We start from the raw sequence: 17,683 nt of genomic DNA, 5'->3' as shown, positions 1-17,683 counted from the left end.
CGTGCGTGCGTTCTCGGGCGTGGGTCGTGCGTGCGATCTCGTCGTTCTCGCGCGGGAAGCGCTTTCTTCAGGTGCAGGGTGGTGCGGGGCCCGGCCGTCGGCGGGGTTCAGCCGGCGTACGGGTCCTGCACCGAACCGGGGCGGGCGAGGAACTCGAAGTCGCAGCCCGTGTCGGCCTGGGTGATCTGTTCGTCGTAGAGCGCGCCGTAGCCGCGCTCGGAACGGGTGGGCGGCGGCGTCCACTCGGCCCGCCGGCGCTCCAGCTCCTCGTCGTCCACGTTCAGGTGGAGCGAGCGGGCCTCGACGTCGAGGGTGATCGAGTCGCCGGTGCGCACCAGGGCGAGGGGGCCGCCGATGTACGACTCCGGCGCCACGTGCAGCACGCACGCGCCGTAGCTGGTGCCGCTCATCCGGGCGTCGGAGATCCGGACCATGTCCCGCACGCCCTGCTTGAGCAGGTGGTCGGGGATGGGCAGCATGCCGTACTCGGGCATGCCCGGCCCGCCCTTGGGACCGGCGTTGCGCAGCACCAGCACGCTGTCGGCGGTGATGTTCAGCGACGGGTCGTTGATGGTCCGCTGCATGGTCCGGTAGTCGTCGAAGACGACGGCCGGACCGGTGTGCTTGAGCAGGTGCTGCTCGGCGGCGATGTGCTTGATGACGGCACCGTCCGGGCAGAGGTTGCCGCGCAGGACGGCGACCCCGCCCTCGCTCGCGACCGGGTTGTCCCGGGGGCGGATGACGTCGTCGTTGTGCACCTGCGCGCCGGCGATCTGCTCGCGCATCGTGTCGTGGGAGACCGTCGGGCGGTCCAGGTGGAGCAGGTCCGGGATCCGGGAGAGGAAGCCGGGCAGTCCGCCGGCGAAGTGGAAGTCCTCCATGAGGTACGTCCGGCCGCCGGGGCGGACGTTGGCGAGGACGGGGACCGTGCGGGCGACGCGGTCGAAGTCGTCGAGGGTGAGGCGGACGCCGGCCCGGCCGGCCATGGCGATCAGGTGGATGACGGCGTTGGTGGAGCCGCCGAGGCCGAGGACGGTGGTGACGGCGTCCTCGAAGGCCTCCCGGGTGAGGAGCTCGGTGAGGGTCCGCCCCTTGTGCACCTGTTCGACGATGCGCATGCCGGACAGCGCGGCCATCCGGTCGTGCCCCGAGTCCACGGCGGGGATGCTCGACGCGCCCGGAACCGTCACGCCCAGCACCTCGGCCGCCGCCGTCAGCGTGGAGGCGGTGCCCATCGTCATGCAGTGGCCGGGCGAGCGGGCGAGGCCGTTCTCCAGCTCGGCCATCTCGCAGTCGCCGATCAGGCCGGCCCGCTTGTCGTCCCAGTACTTCCACATGTCGGTGCCGGAGCCGAGGACCTCGTTGCGCCAGTGGCCCGGCAGCATGGGACCGGCGGGCACGAACACCGTCGGCAGGTCGGCGCTGGCCGCGCCCATGAGCAGGGCGGGCGTGGTCTTGTCGCAGCCGCCCATCAGGACGGCGCCGTCGACCGGGTAGGAGCGCAGCAGCTCCTCGGTCTCCATCGACAGCATGTTGCGGTAGAGCATCGGGGTCGGCTTCTGGAAGGTCTCGCTGAGCGTGGAGACCGGGAACTCCAGCGGAAAGCCGCCCGCCTGCCACACCCCGCGCTTCACGGCCTGGGCGCGGTCGCGCAGATGGACGTGGCAGGGGTTGATGTCCGACCAGGTGTTGAGGATCGCGATGACCGGCTTGCCGAGGTGCTCTTCGGGCAGGTAGCCGAGCTGGCGGGTGCGGGCGCGGTGGCTGAAGGAACGCAGGCCCTCGGTGCCGTACCACTGGTGGCTACGGAGCTCCTCGGGGCGTTTCCTGGTGGGCTCGGTCATATGGACCACCCGGCGGCGATGGCGGCGACCTCCGCGCGCTCGTCCTCCGGCAGCTGCCGGCTGGGCGGGCGGACCTCGCGGCGGCACAGTCCGAGGGAGGCGAGGGCCTCCTTGACGACGGTGACGTTGTTGGCGGAGCCGTTGGCGGCGCGCAGCTCCTCGAAGCGGCGGATCTGCTCCCAGACCTTCATCGCGGCCGGGTAGTCGCCGGATCGAAGCGCTTCGATCATGTTCAGCGAGACGGCCGGGGCGACGTTCACCAGGCCCGAGGTGAAGCCGGTGGCGCCCGCCGAGAAGTAGGAGGGGGCGTAGGGCTCGGCGAGGCCGGCGACCCAGACGAACCGTTCCAGCCCGGCGTCACGGGCGAAGGCGGCGAAGCGGGCGGCGTCCGGGACGGCGTACTTCACGCCGATCACATTGGGGCAGGTGTCCGCGAGTTCGGCGAGGCGGAGGCCGGAGAGCTGCGCGTTGCGGATGTACGGGACGACGCCCAGCTCGGGGACGGAGTCGGCGATGGCCCGGTGGTAGTCGACCCAGCCGCTCTGCGAGACGTAGGGGTGGACGGGCTGGTGGACCATCACCATCTGCGCGCCGAGGTCGCGGGCGTGGCGGGCGGAGGCGACGGCGGTGGGGACGTCATGGCCGACCCCGACGAGGATCGTGGACCGGTCCCCCGCCTCGTCGACCGTCAGCTCCGTGACCAGCCGCCGCTCCTCCGGTGTGAGGGCGTAGAACTCGCCGGTGTTGCCGTTGGGCGTGAGGGTGGTGATCCCCCCGTCGAGCAGACGGCGCAGCAGGGCCCGGTGGGCCGCACGGTCGACGGAGCCGTCCTCGGCGAAGGGAGTCACCGGGATGGCCACGACGTCGGCCAGAGCCGCACGTTGGGTCTCGAACGCCACGCTGCTCATTCCTGACCTTCCTGTCCCGGCGCCGTCTCCCCTGCCTCGGGGAAGGCGCGCTGCACGAACGACGCGATATGGCCGTAGAGAGCGCTTGCCGCACCGTCGGCGTCGCCCGCCAGGGCGAGCCGCAGGATCTCCCGGTGCTCACCCGCCTCCCGCTCCCAGGAGGGCGAGGCGGCCCAGGCGACGGCGGAGACCAGGGCGGCCTGGTCGCGGACCTCGTCGAGCATCCGGCCGAGCAGCGGATTGCCGCACGGCAGATACAGGGCGCGATGGAACTCCCGGTTGGCCAGGGAGCGCTCCGCGGTGTCGGTCGCCTCGTCGGCCCTGGTCAGCGCGGCCTGGGCGGCGTCGAGGGAGGCTCCTCGCCGCACGGCCCGCTTGAGCGCCTCGGGTTCCAGCAGCAGCCGCACGTCGTAGACCTCGCGCGCCATGTCTGCGTCCACCATGCGCACCGTGACGCCCTTGTACTGGCTCATGACGACCAGTCCGGTGCCGGCCAGGGTCTTGAGCGCCTCGCGCACCGGGGTCTTGGAGACCCCGAACTGTGCGGCGAGCTCGGTCTCGACGAGCGCCTGACCCGGCGTCAGCTGCCCGGTGAGGATACGGCGTTTGATCTCCTCCAGCACGTACTGCGTGCGGGAGGGGATCGGCGTGGGCACAGAGGTCATGCGCGCCTCTCGGTGTCGCGTATCTGATCTCGCGTATCGCGTCTCATATATGACGTACGAAGTACGACGCGTTGAAGGTAGGAGGGCCCCTGTGTTTCGTCAATGCTTCTCACAAAGGAAGTTGAGAAGAAGGTGAGAAGAGAGTGAGCGGTGGGGCGAGGCTGTACTGACGGGAGGTCAGAGGGAGACGGTGGCGCCCTCGATGGCGGCGCCGGTCGGTCCACCGAAGGCCGCGGCGGCGCGTTCGGCCGCGTCTTCCCTGGTCAGCGTGGGTCCGACATGGGTGACGACCAGCCGTCGCACCCCGGCGTCACGGGCGGCCTCTCCGGCGTCCTCCGGCGTCAGGTGCACCTGTTCGCCTTCGCGATGCCGGTCGATGTCCGCCTCGCACAGGAACAGGTCGGCCCCGGCGGCGAGTTCGCCGAGCGCCGCGCACGGTCCGCTGTCCCCGGAGTAGGCGAGGACGCTCCCCCGGCACTCGGCGCGCAGCCCGTAGGCCTCGGTGTCGTGCGCCACCGCGCGCGAGGTGAGCCCGAGGCTCCCGTGCCGGACGGTATGGCCGTCGTACAGGGCCCTGAAGTCCAGGACGCCGCTGAGGAACCGGACGTCCGGGTGGCCGAGGAAGACGGCCAGACGGCGGGCGCAGTCGGCCGGCGCGTACACCGGGATCGGGGCCGGCGGGGTGAGGCCGCCGAAGGCGAACGCGTAGGCGGCGGCCAGGAGATCGGCGCTGTGGTCGGCGTGCAGATGGGAGATCCAGACGGCGGTGAGCCGCCGGGGATCCGTGTGCCGCCGCAACTCGGCGAACGTGCCGGTCCCCGCGTCCACCCACACCTCGGCGCCCCCGCCGCGCAGCAGATAGCCGGAGCAGGGGCGGTCCGGCCCCGGGTGCGGGGAGGCGGTGCCGAGGACGGTGAGGCTGAGGGACATGGTGAGGAGCGTACGGCGCACACCCGTCCGGCACGCCCTGACGACGTCCGTCAGGAGCGCATGGCGCGCCCGTCCGGCGCGCCCTGGCGATGTCCGTCCGCGCCGTGCCGGCCGGGTGGCCTACGGGGTCCAGCCCGGGTCGCGCCCGCTCAGTCCGACGGCCCGGTCGAGCAGCGGGGCGTCGTCCGGGACGGGGACGACGGGGCCGAAGATCCCGCCCTCGCGGTCGGGGTCGTCGGCGTCCGTCAGCAGGAGCGCGTGGGACGCGTCGAGCGCCGCGGGGTCGGGGACGTACTCCTGCCCGGTGGCCCGGGCCAGGTCCCATCCGTGGATCACCAGCTCGTCGGCGGCCACGGCGCCCGCGACCGCGCCGGGCAGGTCGACGCCGCCCGCCCGGGTCATGCCGGTCCAGGCGGCGGGGTCCCGCCAGGCGTCGGCGAGTTCGCCGAGCACCTTGGGCAGTTCCGCGCGCCAGCCGGGGTCCAGGTCCGGTACGGCGGCGGCGTCGGGCGCGGTGTCCGTCGTGGGGCCCAGGTCCTTGCGGCCGGCGTCACGGAAGGCGACGGCGAGGCCGGCCAGATGCCCGAGCAGGGTGCCCACGGTGTACTCCGGGCAGGGCGTGGCGTCGGCGAGCTGGTCGTCCCGCACCGCTTCCGCGAGGCGCGCCACGATCATGGCCTGCGGTGTGAGGTCGAGAGTGCTGGTCGTGTCGGTCATACGGGGTGGACTGTCCGGGGCCCGGAAACTCATCGCTCCGACCGGATCCATGGCAGGAACGCGCCCCACCACGTCAGTCGGCAAGGCACACCAACAGTGACGGCTGGAACCCGCTCGGGGTGACCGCAGCGCGGTGAACCACGGCGGGGCCGGGACGGCACGACCGTCCCCACCCCGGGGCTCCATCGTTCTCGCGGTCGGCCCGGTGTGGCCGTTATGGGCCTCATGCCTCGACTCGGCCCGCTAGGGCATCTGCCCGATGCCGTGGGGCCGCCTTAGCTCCACGATGGCCGGACATGACGACGGCGAAGACGACGAAGACGAAGAACACGAAGACGAGGACGACGGGCTGGGCCGTGGCGCGTGTGCTGCGGGACCGTGACGCCGCGCTGTACCTCGCCGCGCTGGTGGTCTCCGGCTTCGGGACCTCCGCGCTGTGGCTGGTCTCCGGTGTCTGGGTCAAGGACCTCACCGGCTCGGACGGGCTGGCCGCGCTGTGCGCGTTCGCCCTGTGGGCGCCGACCGTGGCGGGCCCCGCGCTGGGCACGCTCGCCGACCGCTTCCGCCGCCGGCCCCTGCTGATCGGCATCGATCTGTTCCTGGCGGCGCTGCTGCCGGCCCTCCTCGTCGTCGACTCCCCGGACGGACTGTGGCTGCTGTTCACCGTGCTGCTGGTGTACGGCACGGCCTCCGTCGTGCACGAGGCGGCGAAGTCGGCGCTGGTCGCCTCCGCCGTCGCCCCCGAGCTGCTCGGCGACTTCAACGGGCTGCGCACGACGGCCGTCGAGGGCATGAAACTGCTGGCCCCTCCGGCGGGCGCGGGCCTGTACGCGGCGTACGGCGGGGCGAGTGTCGCCGTGCTGGACGCGGTGACGTGCGGATGCGCGGCGGTGCTGTACGCGTGCGTGCGGGTGCGCGAGGGCCGGCCCGAGGCGCCGACGACCGGCTGGCGCGAGCGGACGGCGCAGGGCGCCCGCCGGCTGTGGCGGGACCGGGGGCTGCGCCCGCTGGTCCTGGCCGGCGCCGCGACGATGCTCTGCTCGGGGGTCAACGGCGCCTTGATCTACGCCGTCGTGGAGGACCTCGGCCGCTCCCCCGCGTACACGGGTGTGCTCTACGCCGCGCAGGGCGCGGGGTCGGTCGTGGTCGGGCTGGTGTCCGGGCCGGCCCTGCGCCGGCTCGGTGAGCGCCGGTTCGCGGCGGCCGGTATCGCGCTCACCGGGGCGGCGGTGGCGCTGCGGGCGGTGCCGTCGGACGCGGTGGCGCTGGTGTGCAGCGCGGCGATCGGGACGGGACTGCCGTGTGTGCTGATCGCCGCGCTCACCGCCGTGCAGCGCGCGACGCCCGACCGGCTGCTGGGCCGTACCGCGGCCACGGCGAACACGCTGATGTTCGCCCCGACCGCCGTCGGGATGGGACTCGGCGCGGCCCTGGTCGAGCCGACCGACCACCGGCTGCTCCTGATCACCGCCGCCCTGACCCTGCTGACGACGGCGGCCCGACTCTTCCTGAACCGCGTCCCGGCCGACGCGACATGATCCACCCCGCCCGCGCGCCGCGTCGGCGGTCAGGGCATCCTGACGCGGTGGTCGGCGGGGGGACGTGTCCCTCCGCGTCCACCCGCCCGCGCCGCGTCGGCGGCGGGCGACGGCCACGACAGCCGGGACGGCGTGTCGACGGAGAGGCCGGGCCGGTCGGCCACGCGCCGGCGATCAGCCGGGAGGCGCCGTGGTCGGCGGAGCGCGGACCGACCGACCAGGGACCGCCGACGGCATCTGACCCCACAGCCCACGGGCTGCCGCCGACAGCATGTCACCCCACCGCGCACGGGCTGCCGCCGACGGCATGTCACGCCACCGCGCACGGGCTGCCGCCGAAGGCATCTGCCCCCACCGCGCACGCGCGCAACTCACCCCCGCCGACGGCATACGCGCACGCGTGTGTGCGCTCAGCGGGCGGCGAGGGCGGCCCGTACCTCCTCCAGGTCCCCGTCCGACGCCAGCCCCGCGTGATAGAGCCGCACCTGCGTGGCGCCCAGCTCGCGGGCCCGGGCCAGGTCGGCCCCGAGCGTGCGGGGGCTGCCGCCCATGCCGGAGACGACGGTGAAGTTGGCGGCGAGCACGGCGTCCGGGACGGCCTGGTCGGCGAAGGGCGTCAGCAGGGCGGGGCCGCCCGCGCAGGGCACGACGACGCCGTCCGCGACGGTGAGGATGTGCGCGGGGTCGACGCCCGCGTTGGCGCCGACGTGGTAGGTCACCGGGTCGGCGTGCAGCAGCACCTGGAAGCCCTCGGGCGCGGCGGCGCGGACGGCCGCGACGGCCGTCTCCTGGAGCGTGCGGGCGGTCTCGTCGCGCCACGCGCGCGTGGCCGCCGCCGTCTCCTCCCCGAGGAGCTTCTCGACCCCCGCCCAGTCCCCGTCGTCCGGCGCCCCCTGCCACAGCGGCTCCAGGGCGTCGCGCACGGCGGCGGCCAGCGCGTCGGGGTCCAGGCCCTGTGCCCCGTACCCGTCCCGGCAGGCCGGACAGAAGCACAGGGCCATCAGGTACTGCCCGGCTTCACCGAGGCCGACCCCGCCGGTCTTGTCGTGGGCGTGCAGGTGCTGGAGGCCGTACCAGCCGAGGGACTCGAGTTCGGTGCCGCGCGCGCCGGGGCGTACGGCGGCCTCGGCGGCCAGGTCGACGAGGTACGCGCGCGTGGCGGGCTGGGCGATGCACGGGGCCCACGGGTAGCGGTCGCCGTAGGCGTTGACCACGGAGGTGCCGGGGTGCTCGGCGCCCAGGCGGGAGTTGTGCGCGAGGACCACCCAGGTGTGCACCTCCAGGCCGGCCTCGGCGAGCGCGGCGGCGGCCTCGCCGAAGGCGTCACCGGGGGCCCAGTCGCCGGCCGGGTAGGGGCGCAGGGCGCGACCCTCCCACCGCGCGTCCGTCGGGTAGAGCACGGCCGCGTGCTCGGCGGTGACGATGCGGTGGCGCGGGTGGCGCGGGGTGAGGGCGCGGGTGGAGTGGTAGGCGGAGGCGAGGGTCACCTGGTCCACTCCGAGCGCGGCGATGCGGGCCGGGGCCGGCGGGTCCCCGTTGACGTCCCAGGGATAGACGAATGTCGACGCCTTCACTTGTCCTCCGTCGTGTCCTCGTCGAGCAGCGCGTAGCCGCGCTCGACGATCTGAGCGAGTTGCTTGACATGGTCCTCGCTCGGTTCGTGCAGCGGGGGACGGACCTCCCCCACATCCAGTCCGCGCAGCCGGACGCCGGCCTTGACCAGGGAGACGGCGTAACCGCGGCCCTGGGCGCGCAGTTCGACGAACGGCCGGTAGAAGCCGTCCAGCAGGCGGTGCGCGGTGGCCTCGTCGCCGGTGGCGAGCGCCCGGTGGAAGGCGAGGGCGATCTCGGGGGCGAAGCAGAAGACGGCGGAGGAGTAGAGGGTGACGCCGACGCCGTGGTAGGCGAGCTGGGTCTGCTCGGCGGTCGGCAGGCCGTTGAAGTAGAGGAAGTCGCCGGGAACCTCGGTGCGGACGGCGCTGACGATCCGCTGCATCAGGTCGAGGTCGCCGAGCCCGTCCTTGAGGCCGATGATTCCCTCGGTGCGGGCGAGTCCGACGACGGTCTCCGGGGTGAACACGGCGTTGTCGCGCTGGTAGACGATCACCGGGAGCGGGGTCGCGGCCGCCACCTCCCGGTAGTGGCGCAGCAGTCCCTCCTGGCCGGCGACGACGAGGTAGGGCGGCATCGCGAGCAGTCCGTCCGCGCCGGCCTCGTGCGCGAGGCGCGCGTAGCGCACGGCGAGGGCGGTGCCGTAGCCGGCGCCCGCGACGACCGGTACCCGGCCGTCCGCCTCCCCCACCGCCGCCCGCACGCACGCCGCGAACTCCTCCGGTGCGAGCGCGTGGAACTCGCCCGTGCCGCAGCACGCGAAGACGGCCGCCGCGCCGGCCTCGACCCCACGACGGACGTGCGCCCGGTAGGCGTCGAGGTCGACGGAGCCGTCGGGGCCGAAGGCGGTGACGGGGAAGAACAGCGGTCCGCTGGGGACGCGCAGGCGTGCGGCGAGCGGGGCTGGCGTCACGGGCTCTCCCTAGGACGACGCGTGCGTGCCTCTGATCAATGTCCACATGCGTGAACGCGCTCACCCTATGAAGCCCTCCGAGACCCGGTCAAGCGCACAAACCAGCAGACAGGAGTGAACTTTCGAGCCCCGCGCGCCACTTGACGGAGTCCGCGGGAGATCCTTAGCGTGTCCACGAATGTGAATAAGATCCATGCATACGGCCGCCGACCGCTCATCTGCCGCCCCGCCGATCCAAGGAGATCCGAGGATGCCCGCTCCGCGCACCGTCCTGCTCACCGGCGCCGCCGGTGGCCTCGGCACCCTGATGCGGGGTCTGCTCCCGGACTACGGCTACGAGCTGCGGCTGCTCGACCTGCGCCCGATCGAGGGCGAGCCGGACGCGATCACCGCGGACCTCGCCGACAAGGACGCCGTCCGGGAGGCCGTGCGAGGCGTCGACGCGATCCTCCACCTCGCGGGCATCTCCCTGGAAGCCCCCTTCGACAAGATCCTCCGGGCGAACATCGAGGGCACCTACCACCTGTACGAGGCCGCCCGCGAGGAGGGCGTCGGGCGCATCGTCTTCGCCTCCTCCAACCACGCGGTGGGCTTCACCCCGCGCCCCCAGGGCGACGACCCGCTGATCCCGATCGACACCCCGCACCGCCCGGACACCTTCTACGGCCTGTCCAAGTCCTTCGGCGAGGACCTCGCGCAGCTCTACTGGGACAAGCACGGCCTGGAGACGGTCTCGGTGCGCATCGGCTCCTGCTTCCCCGAGCCGACCAGCGTGCGGATGCTGTCGCTGTGGATGAGCCCCGCCGACGGCGCCCGGCTGTTCCACGCGGCCCTGACCGCCGAGGAGGTCGGCCACACCGTCGTCTACGGCTCCTCCGCCAACACCCGCCTGTGGTGGGACCTCGGCACCGCGCGGGCGCTCGGCTACGAGCCCCAGGACGACTCCGAGCCGTACGCCGAGAAGCTGATCGCCGAGCAGGGGGAGCTGGACCCGGAGAACATCGCGCACGCGTACCTGGGCGGCCACTTCGTCAGCGACCCGCCGATCTGGCCGTACTGATCCACGCCCGCGACCTGGGCCGGAGGTCGGCGGCGGTGGGCGTTCGGGGGATCGGAGCCGAGGTAAGGGAACGGCAAAACCGCCCCGCTCGTTCACCGGGCATGACAGCTATGACCCCCGGCTCGAACATCCCCCTGTCCGCCACCCGCGTGGCGGTGGACGTCGCCGCCCCGGTGCGGCTCGACGTTTCGGGCCTGCTGCTCACCGCCGACGGCAAGGTGCGCTCCGACGACGACTTCATCTTCTACAACCAGCCGAGCGGCCCCGGCGTGACCTACCGCTCCGGCGGCGGCACGTCCCCCGACGCGATCACGGTCGACACCTCCGCGCTCCCCCCGGGCATCGAGAAGATCGTCGTCACCGCGAGCCCGGACGCCGCGGGCCAGACCTTCCAGGGCATCGAACCGACGGCCACGATCCGCAACGCGGACGACAACACCGTTCTGGCCACGTTCACGCCCCCGCAGCTCGGCGCGGAGACGGCACTGGTGGTCGTGGAGATCTACCTGCGCAACGGCGCCTGGAAGGCCCGCGCGGTCGGCCAGGGCTACGCCGACGGCCTGGCCGGCATCGCCACCGACTTCGGCGTCACGGTGGAGGAGCCCGCCCCGGCCGCCCCGGCCCAGCCGGCCGCACCGGCCCAGCCGGCCGCACCGCCCGCCCCGGCGATGCAGCCGCCGGTGGCCCCGCCGGCCCCGCCCGTTCCCCCGGCCCCGCCCGCGCCCGCCCCCGGCGCCGGGAAGATCAACCTCGACAAGGGCCGCGTCAGCCTCCAGAAGAACCAGACCGTCTCCCTGGTCAAGGGCGGCCGCCCGCTGCTGTCGCAGGTCAAGATGGGGCTCGGCTGGGAGCCGGCGTACCGCGGCAAGGACATCGACCTGGACGCCTCGGTCATCGCCTACGGCCCCCAGCGCAACCACATCGACAGCTGCTACTTCGGCAAGCTGACCATCGTGAGCGGCGCCATCCGGCACTCCGGCGACAACCTGACCGGTGAGGGCGGCGGCGACGACGAGGTGATCACCGTCGACCTGGGCCGTCTCCCCCAGGAGGTCACGGGCCTGGTCTTCACGGTGAACTCCTTCTCCGGCCAGAAGTTCACCGAGGTCGCCAAGGCGTACTGCCGTCTCCTGGACGCGGCGACCGGTGAGGAACTGGTCCGCTTCGACCTCACCAGCGCCGAGCCGCAGACCGGCGTGATGATGGCCAAGCTGATCCGTCAGTTCTCCGGCGAGTGGGAGATGACGGCCATGGGCCAGTTCGTGAAGGCCCGCACGGTACGGAACATGGTGCAGCCGGCCGCCCAGGCGCTCTGAGCGGCAGCCGTACGCCCTTCTGCGGGCGCCCCGGCGGCGGGGGCGCCCGCCGGGCCCGGCCCGCCACCGGCCGCAGACCCTCCGTCGGCCCGGCCACAGCTCCGTCGGCCCGGCCGCAGGCCTGCCGTCAGCCCGGCCGCAGGCCCTCCGTCAGCAGCGACACGTACCGGCGCATGCCGCTGCCGTCCCCGTGCGCCAGTTCCGCCGCCGTCGACAGGCCGTGCGCCAGGCGCAGCACCTCGACCGGCTCGACGTCCGGGCGCAGGGTCCCCTCCCGCTGCGCCGCCTCGACCAGCCGGGTCGCCGCCTCCCGCATGCGGGTGCCGCACACCGTGGCCGCGGCGACGTCGCTGTCCGCGACGGCCGACCCGAGCAGGGCCCGCAGACCGCGGACCTCGATGGTGCCGACACCCAGCTCGTTCAGCCACTCAGCCAGGGCCTCGCCCGGCGGCAGCCGCTCGGCCAGCGCGTCGGCGCGCGCGGCGAGCGCCTCGATCCGGTCGACGTACGCCGCCTCCAGCAGCGCCTGCCGGGTCGGGAAGTGCCGGTAGAGGGTGCCGGACCCGACCCCCGCCCGCTTGGCGATGTCATCGAGGGACGCGCCCTCCCCGTGCTCGGCGAAGGCCTCCGCCGCCGCCGTCAGCAGCCGCTGGTAGTTGCGGCGGGCGTCCGCGCGCATGGGCCTGACCCGCGTCATCCAGTCACTCCTCGCAACTCCGGGCACGTCGTGCTGTCCGCATGGTCCGGCACCGCGCCCGGACGCACCAGACGGACGACGTCGCGGGCGCCGCCTCCCCACAGCGCGCCGGCGCCGCACCCGGCACAGCGCACGTACCGCGTGCCGCTGTCCGACCAGCTGAACAGCGCACGTACAGTGTGCCGCTCTCAGAACAGCGCGCTGTACGCGTTGAGCGCCGGCTGCCCGCCGAGGTGCGCGTACAGCACGGTGGAGTCGCGGCCCAGCTCGCCGCGTGCGACCAGGTCAACGAGCCCGGCCATCGACTTCCCCTCGTAGACGGGGTCGGTGACCATGCCCTCGGTGCGGGCGGCGAGCCGCATCGCCTCCAGGGTGGCCTCGTCGGGGACGCCGTAGACACCCGCGTGGTAGCGCTCGTCGAGCTCGACGTCCGCCTCGGTCAGCTCCCGCTCGACGCCGATGAGCCGGCCGGTGCGCCGCGCGATGCGGGCGATCTGCGCGCGGGTCTCGGCGGGCTTCGCGGAGGCGTCGACGCCGATCACGCGCCGGGGTCGTGCCCCCGCCTCCTCCAGGGCGGCGAACCCGGCGACCATCCCGGCCTGCGTGGACCCGGTCACCGAGCAGACGATCACCGTGTCGAAGAAGACGCCCAGCTGCCGCTCCTGCTCGGCGAGTTCGTAGGCCCACCCGGCGAACCCGAGGCCGCCGAGCGGATGGTCGGAGGCCCCGGCCGGGATGGCGTACGGCTTGCCGCCCGCCTCCTCGACCTCCCTGAGCGCCTGCTCCCAGCTCTCCTTGAACCCGATCCCGAACCCGGCCCGCACCAGCCGTACGTCCGCCCCGGCGAGCCGGCTGATCAGGATGTTGCCGACCTTGTCGTACACGGAGTCGGGCCACTCGACCCAGCTCTCCTGCACCAGGACGCAACCGAGTCCGGCGCGGGCGGCCACGGCGGCCACCTGCCGGGTGTGGTTGGACTGCACCCCGCCGATCGACACGAGCGTGTCGCAGCCCTGGGCGAGCGCGTCGGCGACCAGGTACTCCAGCTTGCGGGTCTTGTTCCCGCCGAAGGCGACACCGGAGTTGCAGTCCTCGCGCTTGGCCCACAGGCGGGCCCCGCCGAGGTGCGCGGTGAGCCGCTCGAGGGGGTGCACGGGCGAGGGACCGAAGAGGAGAGGGTAGCGCTCGTAGGAGGAGAGGGCCATGGAGCCTCCTTGGCTCAGTCGGGGTCGGCGAGGTCCACGAGGGTGCGCCAGATCTCCGCCGTGACCCGGACCGCCTCGTCCACGTCACCGCCGGCGCACGCCCGGATCAGCCGGTCGTGCAGCCCGGCCGAGCGGCAGGAGCCGCCCTCGCCGAAGCGCCGTCGCTCCAGCCGCCGGATCAGGGGGGTGTAGCGGGCGACGGTCGCGGCGGCCGCCCGGTTGCCGCTGACCCGCACGAGCACGTCGTGCAGCTCGTCGTCGGCGCGCAGCGCGGTGTCCACGTCGCCGGTGGCGACGGCGGCGGCGAACCGCTCGTTGGCCGCGCGCATCGCCTCGACGTCCGCCGCGAACAGCCGGGGCACCGCGATCCGGGCGACCAGTTCGTGCATGGCCCCGACGACGGCCGCCGCGTCCCGTACGTCGGACGCGACGAGCGGCGTCACGCGCGTGTAGCTCTGCGGTTTGCTCTCCAGCAGCCCCTCGTCGACGAGTCGGGAGAACGCCTCGCGCACCGGCGCCCGGGACAGCCCGAGCCGCTCCGCGAAGTCGGCGTCGCGCACCACCGCCCCGGGCGCGATGTCACCGGCGACGATGGCGTCGCGGATCGCCGCGTAGGCGCGGTCCCTGAGCAGGGTGCGGGGGACGGGTCGGAGAGGCTCCACGATTGAAATGTTAGATATCAGACCGCCTTGAAACAAGGGCCCGCACGGGCGTGCGGGCCCCAGGTCGCACTGGAGTGCGGGTTTCCGGGTGCCGACGTTGCGGTTGAACGCCGGGGGACCTCAGGGGACCCGCTTGTGTGAACCCGTGATCAGCCTTGTTGGGAGCGCGCCTTGAAGGCCGCCTTGCGCGCCTCCTTGGCGATCCGCTTGTCGGGGTGCAGCCGTCCCATCGCCTCCAGGACGTCCGCGGTCGCCGGGTGCTCCACGCGCCAGGCCGCCGCGAAGAAGCCGCTGTGCTGCTGGGCGAGCCCCTCGACGAGGGCCTGGAGCTCCTCCGAGTTGCCCTCGGCGTCCAGCTGCGCGGCCAGCGTGTCGATGGTGAGCCAGAAGACCAGATCCTCGGACGGGGCGGGGACGTCGGCGGCGCCCAGCTCGCTCAGCCAGACCCGGGCGAGGCCGCCCAGCTCGGCGTCGTCGAGGACCTCCCGCACGGCGGGCTCGGCCGGCGCGCCGACGAGGGACAGGGCCTGCTGACAGCGGAGCCGGCGCAGCGGCGCGCCCTCGTCGAGGCCACGGGCGGCGGCGAGCAACTCCCGTGCGGCGTCGAGGGGCCGGCGACGGGCCAGCCACTGCTCGGTCTCGGCGCGGGCGGCGCGCGGGCCGAAGGAGGCGCTGCCGTCGAGGAGGGCGTCGGCGCCCTTGTCGGCGAGGTCACCGACGGCGGGGACCTGGAGGCCGGCCTCCAACAGCCGGGCCCGGAGGCCGTACTGGCCGAGCGGGGTGAGGCGGACCATGCCGTAGCGGGAGACGTCGGTCTCGTCGACGGGCGCGGCGGGCTCCTCCTCGGCGTCGGCCATGAGGGCCTCGTCGACGGGCCGGTAGGCGACGAGTCCGATCGGCTCCAGGAGCCGGAACTGCTCGTCGAGGCGCATCATCGCGTCGGAGACCTGCTCCAGTATGTCGTTGGTGGGTTCGCCCATGTCGCCGGGGACGATCATGGAGGCGGCGAGCGCGGGCAGCGGCACCGGGCCTTCGCCGGGGCCGTCCTCGCTCGCGGTGAGCACGTAGAGGTTGCCGAGCACGCCGTCGAGGAAGGCGGCCTCGCCCTCGGGGTCCCAGTCGAGCCGGGACAAGTCGGCCTCGCCGCCCTCTGCTTGGCGGTGCGCGGCCTCGACCAGGCCGTCCAGGTCGGGCACGCTCGCGTCGGCGAGGACCGCCTCCAGCGCGGCGAGCCAGACCGCGAGCACGTCGTGCGGGGAGCCGCCGGTCAGCAGGGCCAGGTCCTCGCCGGCGGTGACGGTGCCCGCCTCCTCGTCGACGACCTCGACGAGACCGGCGTCCACGGCGATCCGCCAGGCCTCGCTCGCGTACGCGGCGCCCTCGTCGCCGCTCAGGCCGAGCGCCTCGGCGGCGGCCGGCAGTTGCTCCTCCACCAGCCCGCCCCCGGCGTCGACGCGGGTGTCGGGGCCGGCCCAGCGGGCGAGCCGCGCGGCCCGGGAGAGCAGCGGGGTGGACAGTGCGTCGCGCGCCAGCTCCGCTTCGGGATGCAGCCGTACGGGCGGCAGGGGGGAGCTGTCTGACATCGGCTGGTTCTCCTAGGACGCGTCGTGCCACTCAGCCGCTCAGCCTAGACGGATTTCCACCCATGCCGCCCGGTTCATCTGCCGGTCAGGAGCCGTACATGGCCGAAACCTTGACAAGTGGCCTGACCAGGCAGGAGATTGACGCGCGTAGAAGTTGGGGGGACAGGTGTTCACTGTGTTCTACGCGCGTCCTCCGCGCCCCGTGCCCCACCCTCGTCCCGGCGCTCATGCACGTCCCCGGAGGGAACCCGTTGCCTAGCAGGTCTTCCGCGCGCCTCGCCGCGCTCACCGTCGCCGCCGTCTGCTCCGCGGCGTCCACCGTCGTCGTCGCCGCGCCCGCACACGCCGACTCGGTGCGCATCCACGACATCCAGGGCACCACCCGCATATCGCCGTACGCCGGCAAGCAGGTCACGGACGTGACCGGAATCGTCACCGGCGTACGCACCTACGGCTCCTCCAAGGGCTTCTGGATCCAGGACCCGGACCCGGACGCCGAACCGGCCACCAGTGAGGGCGTCTTCGTCTTCACCAGCTCCGCCCCGAAGGTCGCCGTCGGCGACGCCGTCACCGTCTCCGGCACGGTCTCGGAGTTCGTCCCGGGCGGCACCTCGTCCGGCAACCAGGCGCTGACGGAGATCGTCCGCCCGACCGTGACGGTCGTCTCCAGCGGCAACGCGGTGCCCGCCCCGGTCGTCGTCGACGCCAAGTCGGTCCCGGCGGCGTACGCCCCGGCGGGCGACGCGGCCGCGAACAACTCGATCAACGGGCTGCCGCTGCGGCCGCGCGCCTACGCCCTGGACTTCTACGAGTCCCTGGAGGGCATGAACGTCCAGGTCTCCGACGTGCGCGTGGTCGGCGCGACCGACCCGTTCACCGAGCTGTGGGTCACGGTGAAGCCGTGGGAGAACCGCAACCACCGCGGCGGCACGGTGTACGGCTCCTACGACTCGCAGAACACCGGCCGGATCCAGATCCAGTCGCTCGGCAAGGTCGCCGACTTCCCGACGGCGAACGTCGGCGACCGGCTCGCCGGCGCCACCGCGGGACCGCTGGACTACAACCAGTTCGGCGGCTACACCCTCGTCGCCAACCGGATCGGCACCCTCGAGAGCGCCGGCCTGGAGCGGGAGACCACCCGGAAGCAGAAGAACGGCGAGCTGGCGATCGCGACGTACAACGTCGAGAACCTCGACCCGTCCGACGCGACGTTCGAGGAGCACGCCGCCGCGGTCGTGCACAACCTCCAGTCGCCCGACATCGTGTCGCTGGAGGAGATCCAGGACAACAACGGCGCGAAGAACGACGGCACGGTCGCCGCCGACCAGACGATGGCCAAGCTGATCGACGCGATCGTCGCGGCGGGCGGCCCCCGCTACGACTGGCGTTCCATCGACCCGGCCGACGGGACCGACGGCGGTGAGCCGGGCGGCAACATCCGCCAGGTGTTCCTGTTCAACCCGGAGCGCGTCTCCTTCACCGACCGCGCGGGCGGCGACGCCACGACCGCCGTCGGCGTGACGAAGGCCGGCGGCAAGGCGGCCCTGACGGTCTCCCCCGGCCGGATCGCCCCGGCGGACACGGCGTGGAAGTCCAGCCGCAAGCCGCTGGTCGGCGAGTTCGTCTTCCGCGGCCGCACGGTCTTCGTGATCGCGAACCACTTCAACTCCAAGGGCGGCGACCAGGGGCTGACCTCGCAGTACCAGCCGGTGGCGCGCAACTCGGAGACCCAGCGCCACCAGCAGGCGACGCTGGTCAACGCCTTCGTCAAGGACGTCCTGGAGATCCAGAAGAACGCGGACGTCGTCACCCTCGGCGACATCAACGACTTCGAGTTCTCCGACACGGTGAAGATCCTCGAGGACGGCGGCGCGATGTGGTCGGCGATCAAGTCGCTGCCGCGCGGCGAGCGTTACTCCTACGTCTACCAGGGCAACAGCCAGGTCCTGGACCAGATCCTGATCAGCCCGTCGATCCGGCGCGGCTGCGACTTCGAGTACGACAGCGTGCACATCAACTCGGAGTTCAACGACC

General features: G+C 73.3%; 15 protein-coding genes. 4 read left to right on the top strand and 11 right to left on the bottom strand.

The window, feature by feature from the left end:
• Positions 1-107: 107 nt before the first annotated feature.
• The 5 genes from araD to ALMP_RS24500 all read right to left on the bottom strand — a co-directional run bounded on the left by araD (position 108) and on the right by ALMP_RS24500 (position 5,064).
• A complete protein-coding gene (araD, locus tag ALMP_RS24520) occupies positions 108-1,844 on the bottom strand; it encodes an L-arabinonate dehydratase (RefSeq protein ID WP_264931792.1) in 1,737 nt (578 codons plus the stop codon).
• Positions 1,841-2,752 carry a dihydrodipicolinate synthase family protein gene (locus ALMP_RS24515; protein ID WP_264931791.1) on the bottom strand — a complete coding sequence of 304 codons (912 nt, stop codon included), beginning with the start codon at positions 2,750-2,752 and terminating at the stop codon, positions 1,841-1,843. The genes araD and ALMP_RS24515 overlap by 4 nt, the downstream gene beginning before the upstream one ends.
• Entirely contained in the window at positions 2,749-3,417 is a 669-nt protein-coding gene (locus tag ALMP_RS24510) for a GntR family transcriptional regulator (RefSeq protein WP_264931788.1), read from the bottom strand. The genes ALMP_RS24515 and ALMP_RS24510 overlap by 4 nt, the downstream gene beginning before the upstream one ends.
• Before the next feature lie 177 nt (positions 3,418-3,594).
• On the bottom strand, positions 3,595-4,347 hold the full coding sequence (locus tag ALMP_RS24505; protein ID WP_264931786.1) for an MBL fold metallo-hydrolase: 753 nt from the start codon (positions 4,345-4,347) through the stop codon (positions 3,595-3,597).
• Positions 4,348-4,467: 120 nt separating this feature from the next.
• On the bottom strand, positions 4,468-5,064 hold the full coding sequence (locus tag ALMP_RS24500) for a TIGR03086 family metal-binding protein (RefSeq protein ID WP_264931785.1): 597 nt from the start codon (positions 5,062-5,064) through the stop codon (positions 4,468-4,470).
• Positions 5,065-5,360: 296 nt separating this feature from the next.
• Between ALMP_RS24500 and ALMP_RS24495 the strand changes: the two genes are divergently transcribed.
• Positions 5,361-6,602 (top strand): MFS transporter, encoded by a 1,242-nt coding sequence (locus tag ALMP_RS24495; protein WP_264931782.1) that lies wholly within the window; start codon positions 5,361-5,363, stop codon positions 6,600-6,602.
• A gap of 410 nt (positions 6,603-7,012) precedes the next feature.
• Here the strand turns inward: ALMP_RS24495 and ALMP_RS24490 are convergent, their stop codons facing one another.
• Positions 7,013-8,176 (bottom strand): hypothetical protein, encoded by a 1,164-nt coding sequence (locus ALMP_RS24490; protein ID WP_264931780.1) that lies wholly within the window; start codon positions 8,174-8,176, stop codon positions 7,013-7,015.
• Complete coding sequence (locus tag ALMP_RS24485) at positions 8,173-9,126, bottom strand: 5-dehydro-4-deoxyglucarate dehydratase (RefSeq protein ID WP_264931778.1); 954 nt, start codon at positions 9,124-9,126, stop codon at positions 8,173-8,175. The genes ALMP_RS24490 and ALMP_RS24485 overlap by 4 nt, the downstream gene beginning before the upstream one ends.
• Positions 9,127-9,376: 250 nt before the next feature.
• Here ALMP_RS24485 and ALMP_RS24480 point away from each other — a divergent pair, with 250 nt between their 5' ends.
• Together ALMP_RS24480 and ALMP_RS24475 are read left to right on the top strand one after the other, a co-directional pair.
• On the top strand, positions 9,377-10,186 hold the full coding sequence (locus ALMP_RS24480; protein WP_264931776.1) for an NAD(P)-dependent oxidoreductase: 810 nt from the start codon (positions 9,377-9,379) through the stop codon (positions 10,184-10,186).
• Between the two features lie 110 nt (positions 10,187-10,296).
• Positions 10,297-11,502 (top strand): TerD family protein, encoded by a 1,206-nt coding sequence (locus tag ALMP_RS24475; RefSeq protein ID WP_264931964.1) that lies wholly within the window; start codon positions 10,297-10,299, stop codon positions 11,500-11,502.
• Between the two features lie 127 nt (positions 11,503-11,629).
• Here the strand turns inward: ALMP_RS24475 and ALMP_RS24470 are convergent, their stop codons facing one another.
• From ALMP_RS24470 to ALMP_RS24455, 4 genes are all read right to left on the bottom strand, one after another.
• Positions 11,630-12,199, bottom strand: coding sequence for a TetR/AcrR family transcriptional regulator (locus ALMP_RS24470; RefSeq protein ID WP_264931774.1), 570 nt, complete (start codon positions 12,197-12,199; stop codon positions 11,630-11,632).
• 188 nt (positions 12,200-12,387) lie between these two features.
• A complete protein-coding gene (locus tag ALMP_RS24465) occupies positions 12,388-13,404 on the bottom strand; it encodes a 1-aminocyclopropane-1-carboxylate deaminase (protein ID WP_264931772.1) in 1,017 nt (338 codons plus the stop codon).
• 14 nt (positions 13,405-13,418) lie between these two features.
• A complete protein-coding gene (locus ALMP_RS24460; RefSeq protein ID WP_264931770.1) occupies positions 13,419-14,066 on the bottom strand; it encodes a GntR family transcriptional regulator in 648 nt (215 codons plus the stop codon).
• Between the two features lie 149 nt (positions 14,067-14,215).
• Complete coding sequence (locus tag ALMP_RS24455; RefSeq protein ID WP_264931768.1) at positions 14,216-15,649, bottom strand: hypothetical protein; 1,434 nt, start codon at positions 15,647-15,649, stop codon at positions 14,216-14,218.
• A gap of 251 nt (positions 15,650-15,900) precedes the next feature.
• Between ALMP_RS24455 and ALMP_RS24450 the strand changes: the two genes are divergently transcribed.
• A partial coding sequence (locus ALMP_RS24450) for an endonuclease/exonuclease/phosphatase family protein (protein WP_264931765.1) occupies positions 15,901-17,683 on the top strand: 1,783 nt, incomplete at its 3' end.

This window comes from Streptomyces sp. A012304 (genome assembly GCF_026008495.1).
GTDB lineage: Bacteria > Actinomycetota > Actinomycetes > Streptomycetales > Streptomycetaceae > Streptomyces.
The sequence above is the reverse complement of the archived record's forward strand: the minus strand, read 5'-3'. Positions and strand labels throughout refer to the sequence as shown.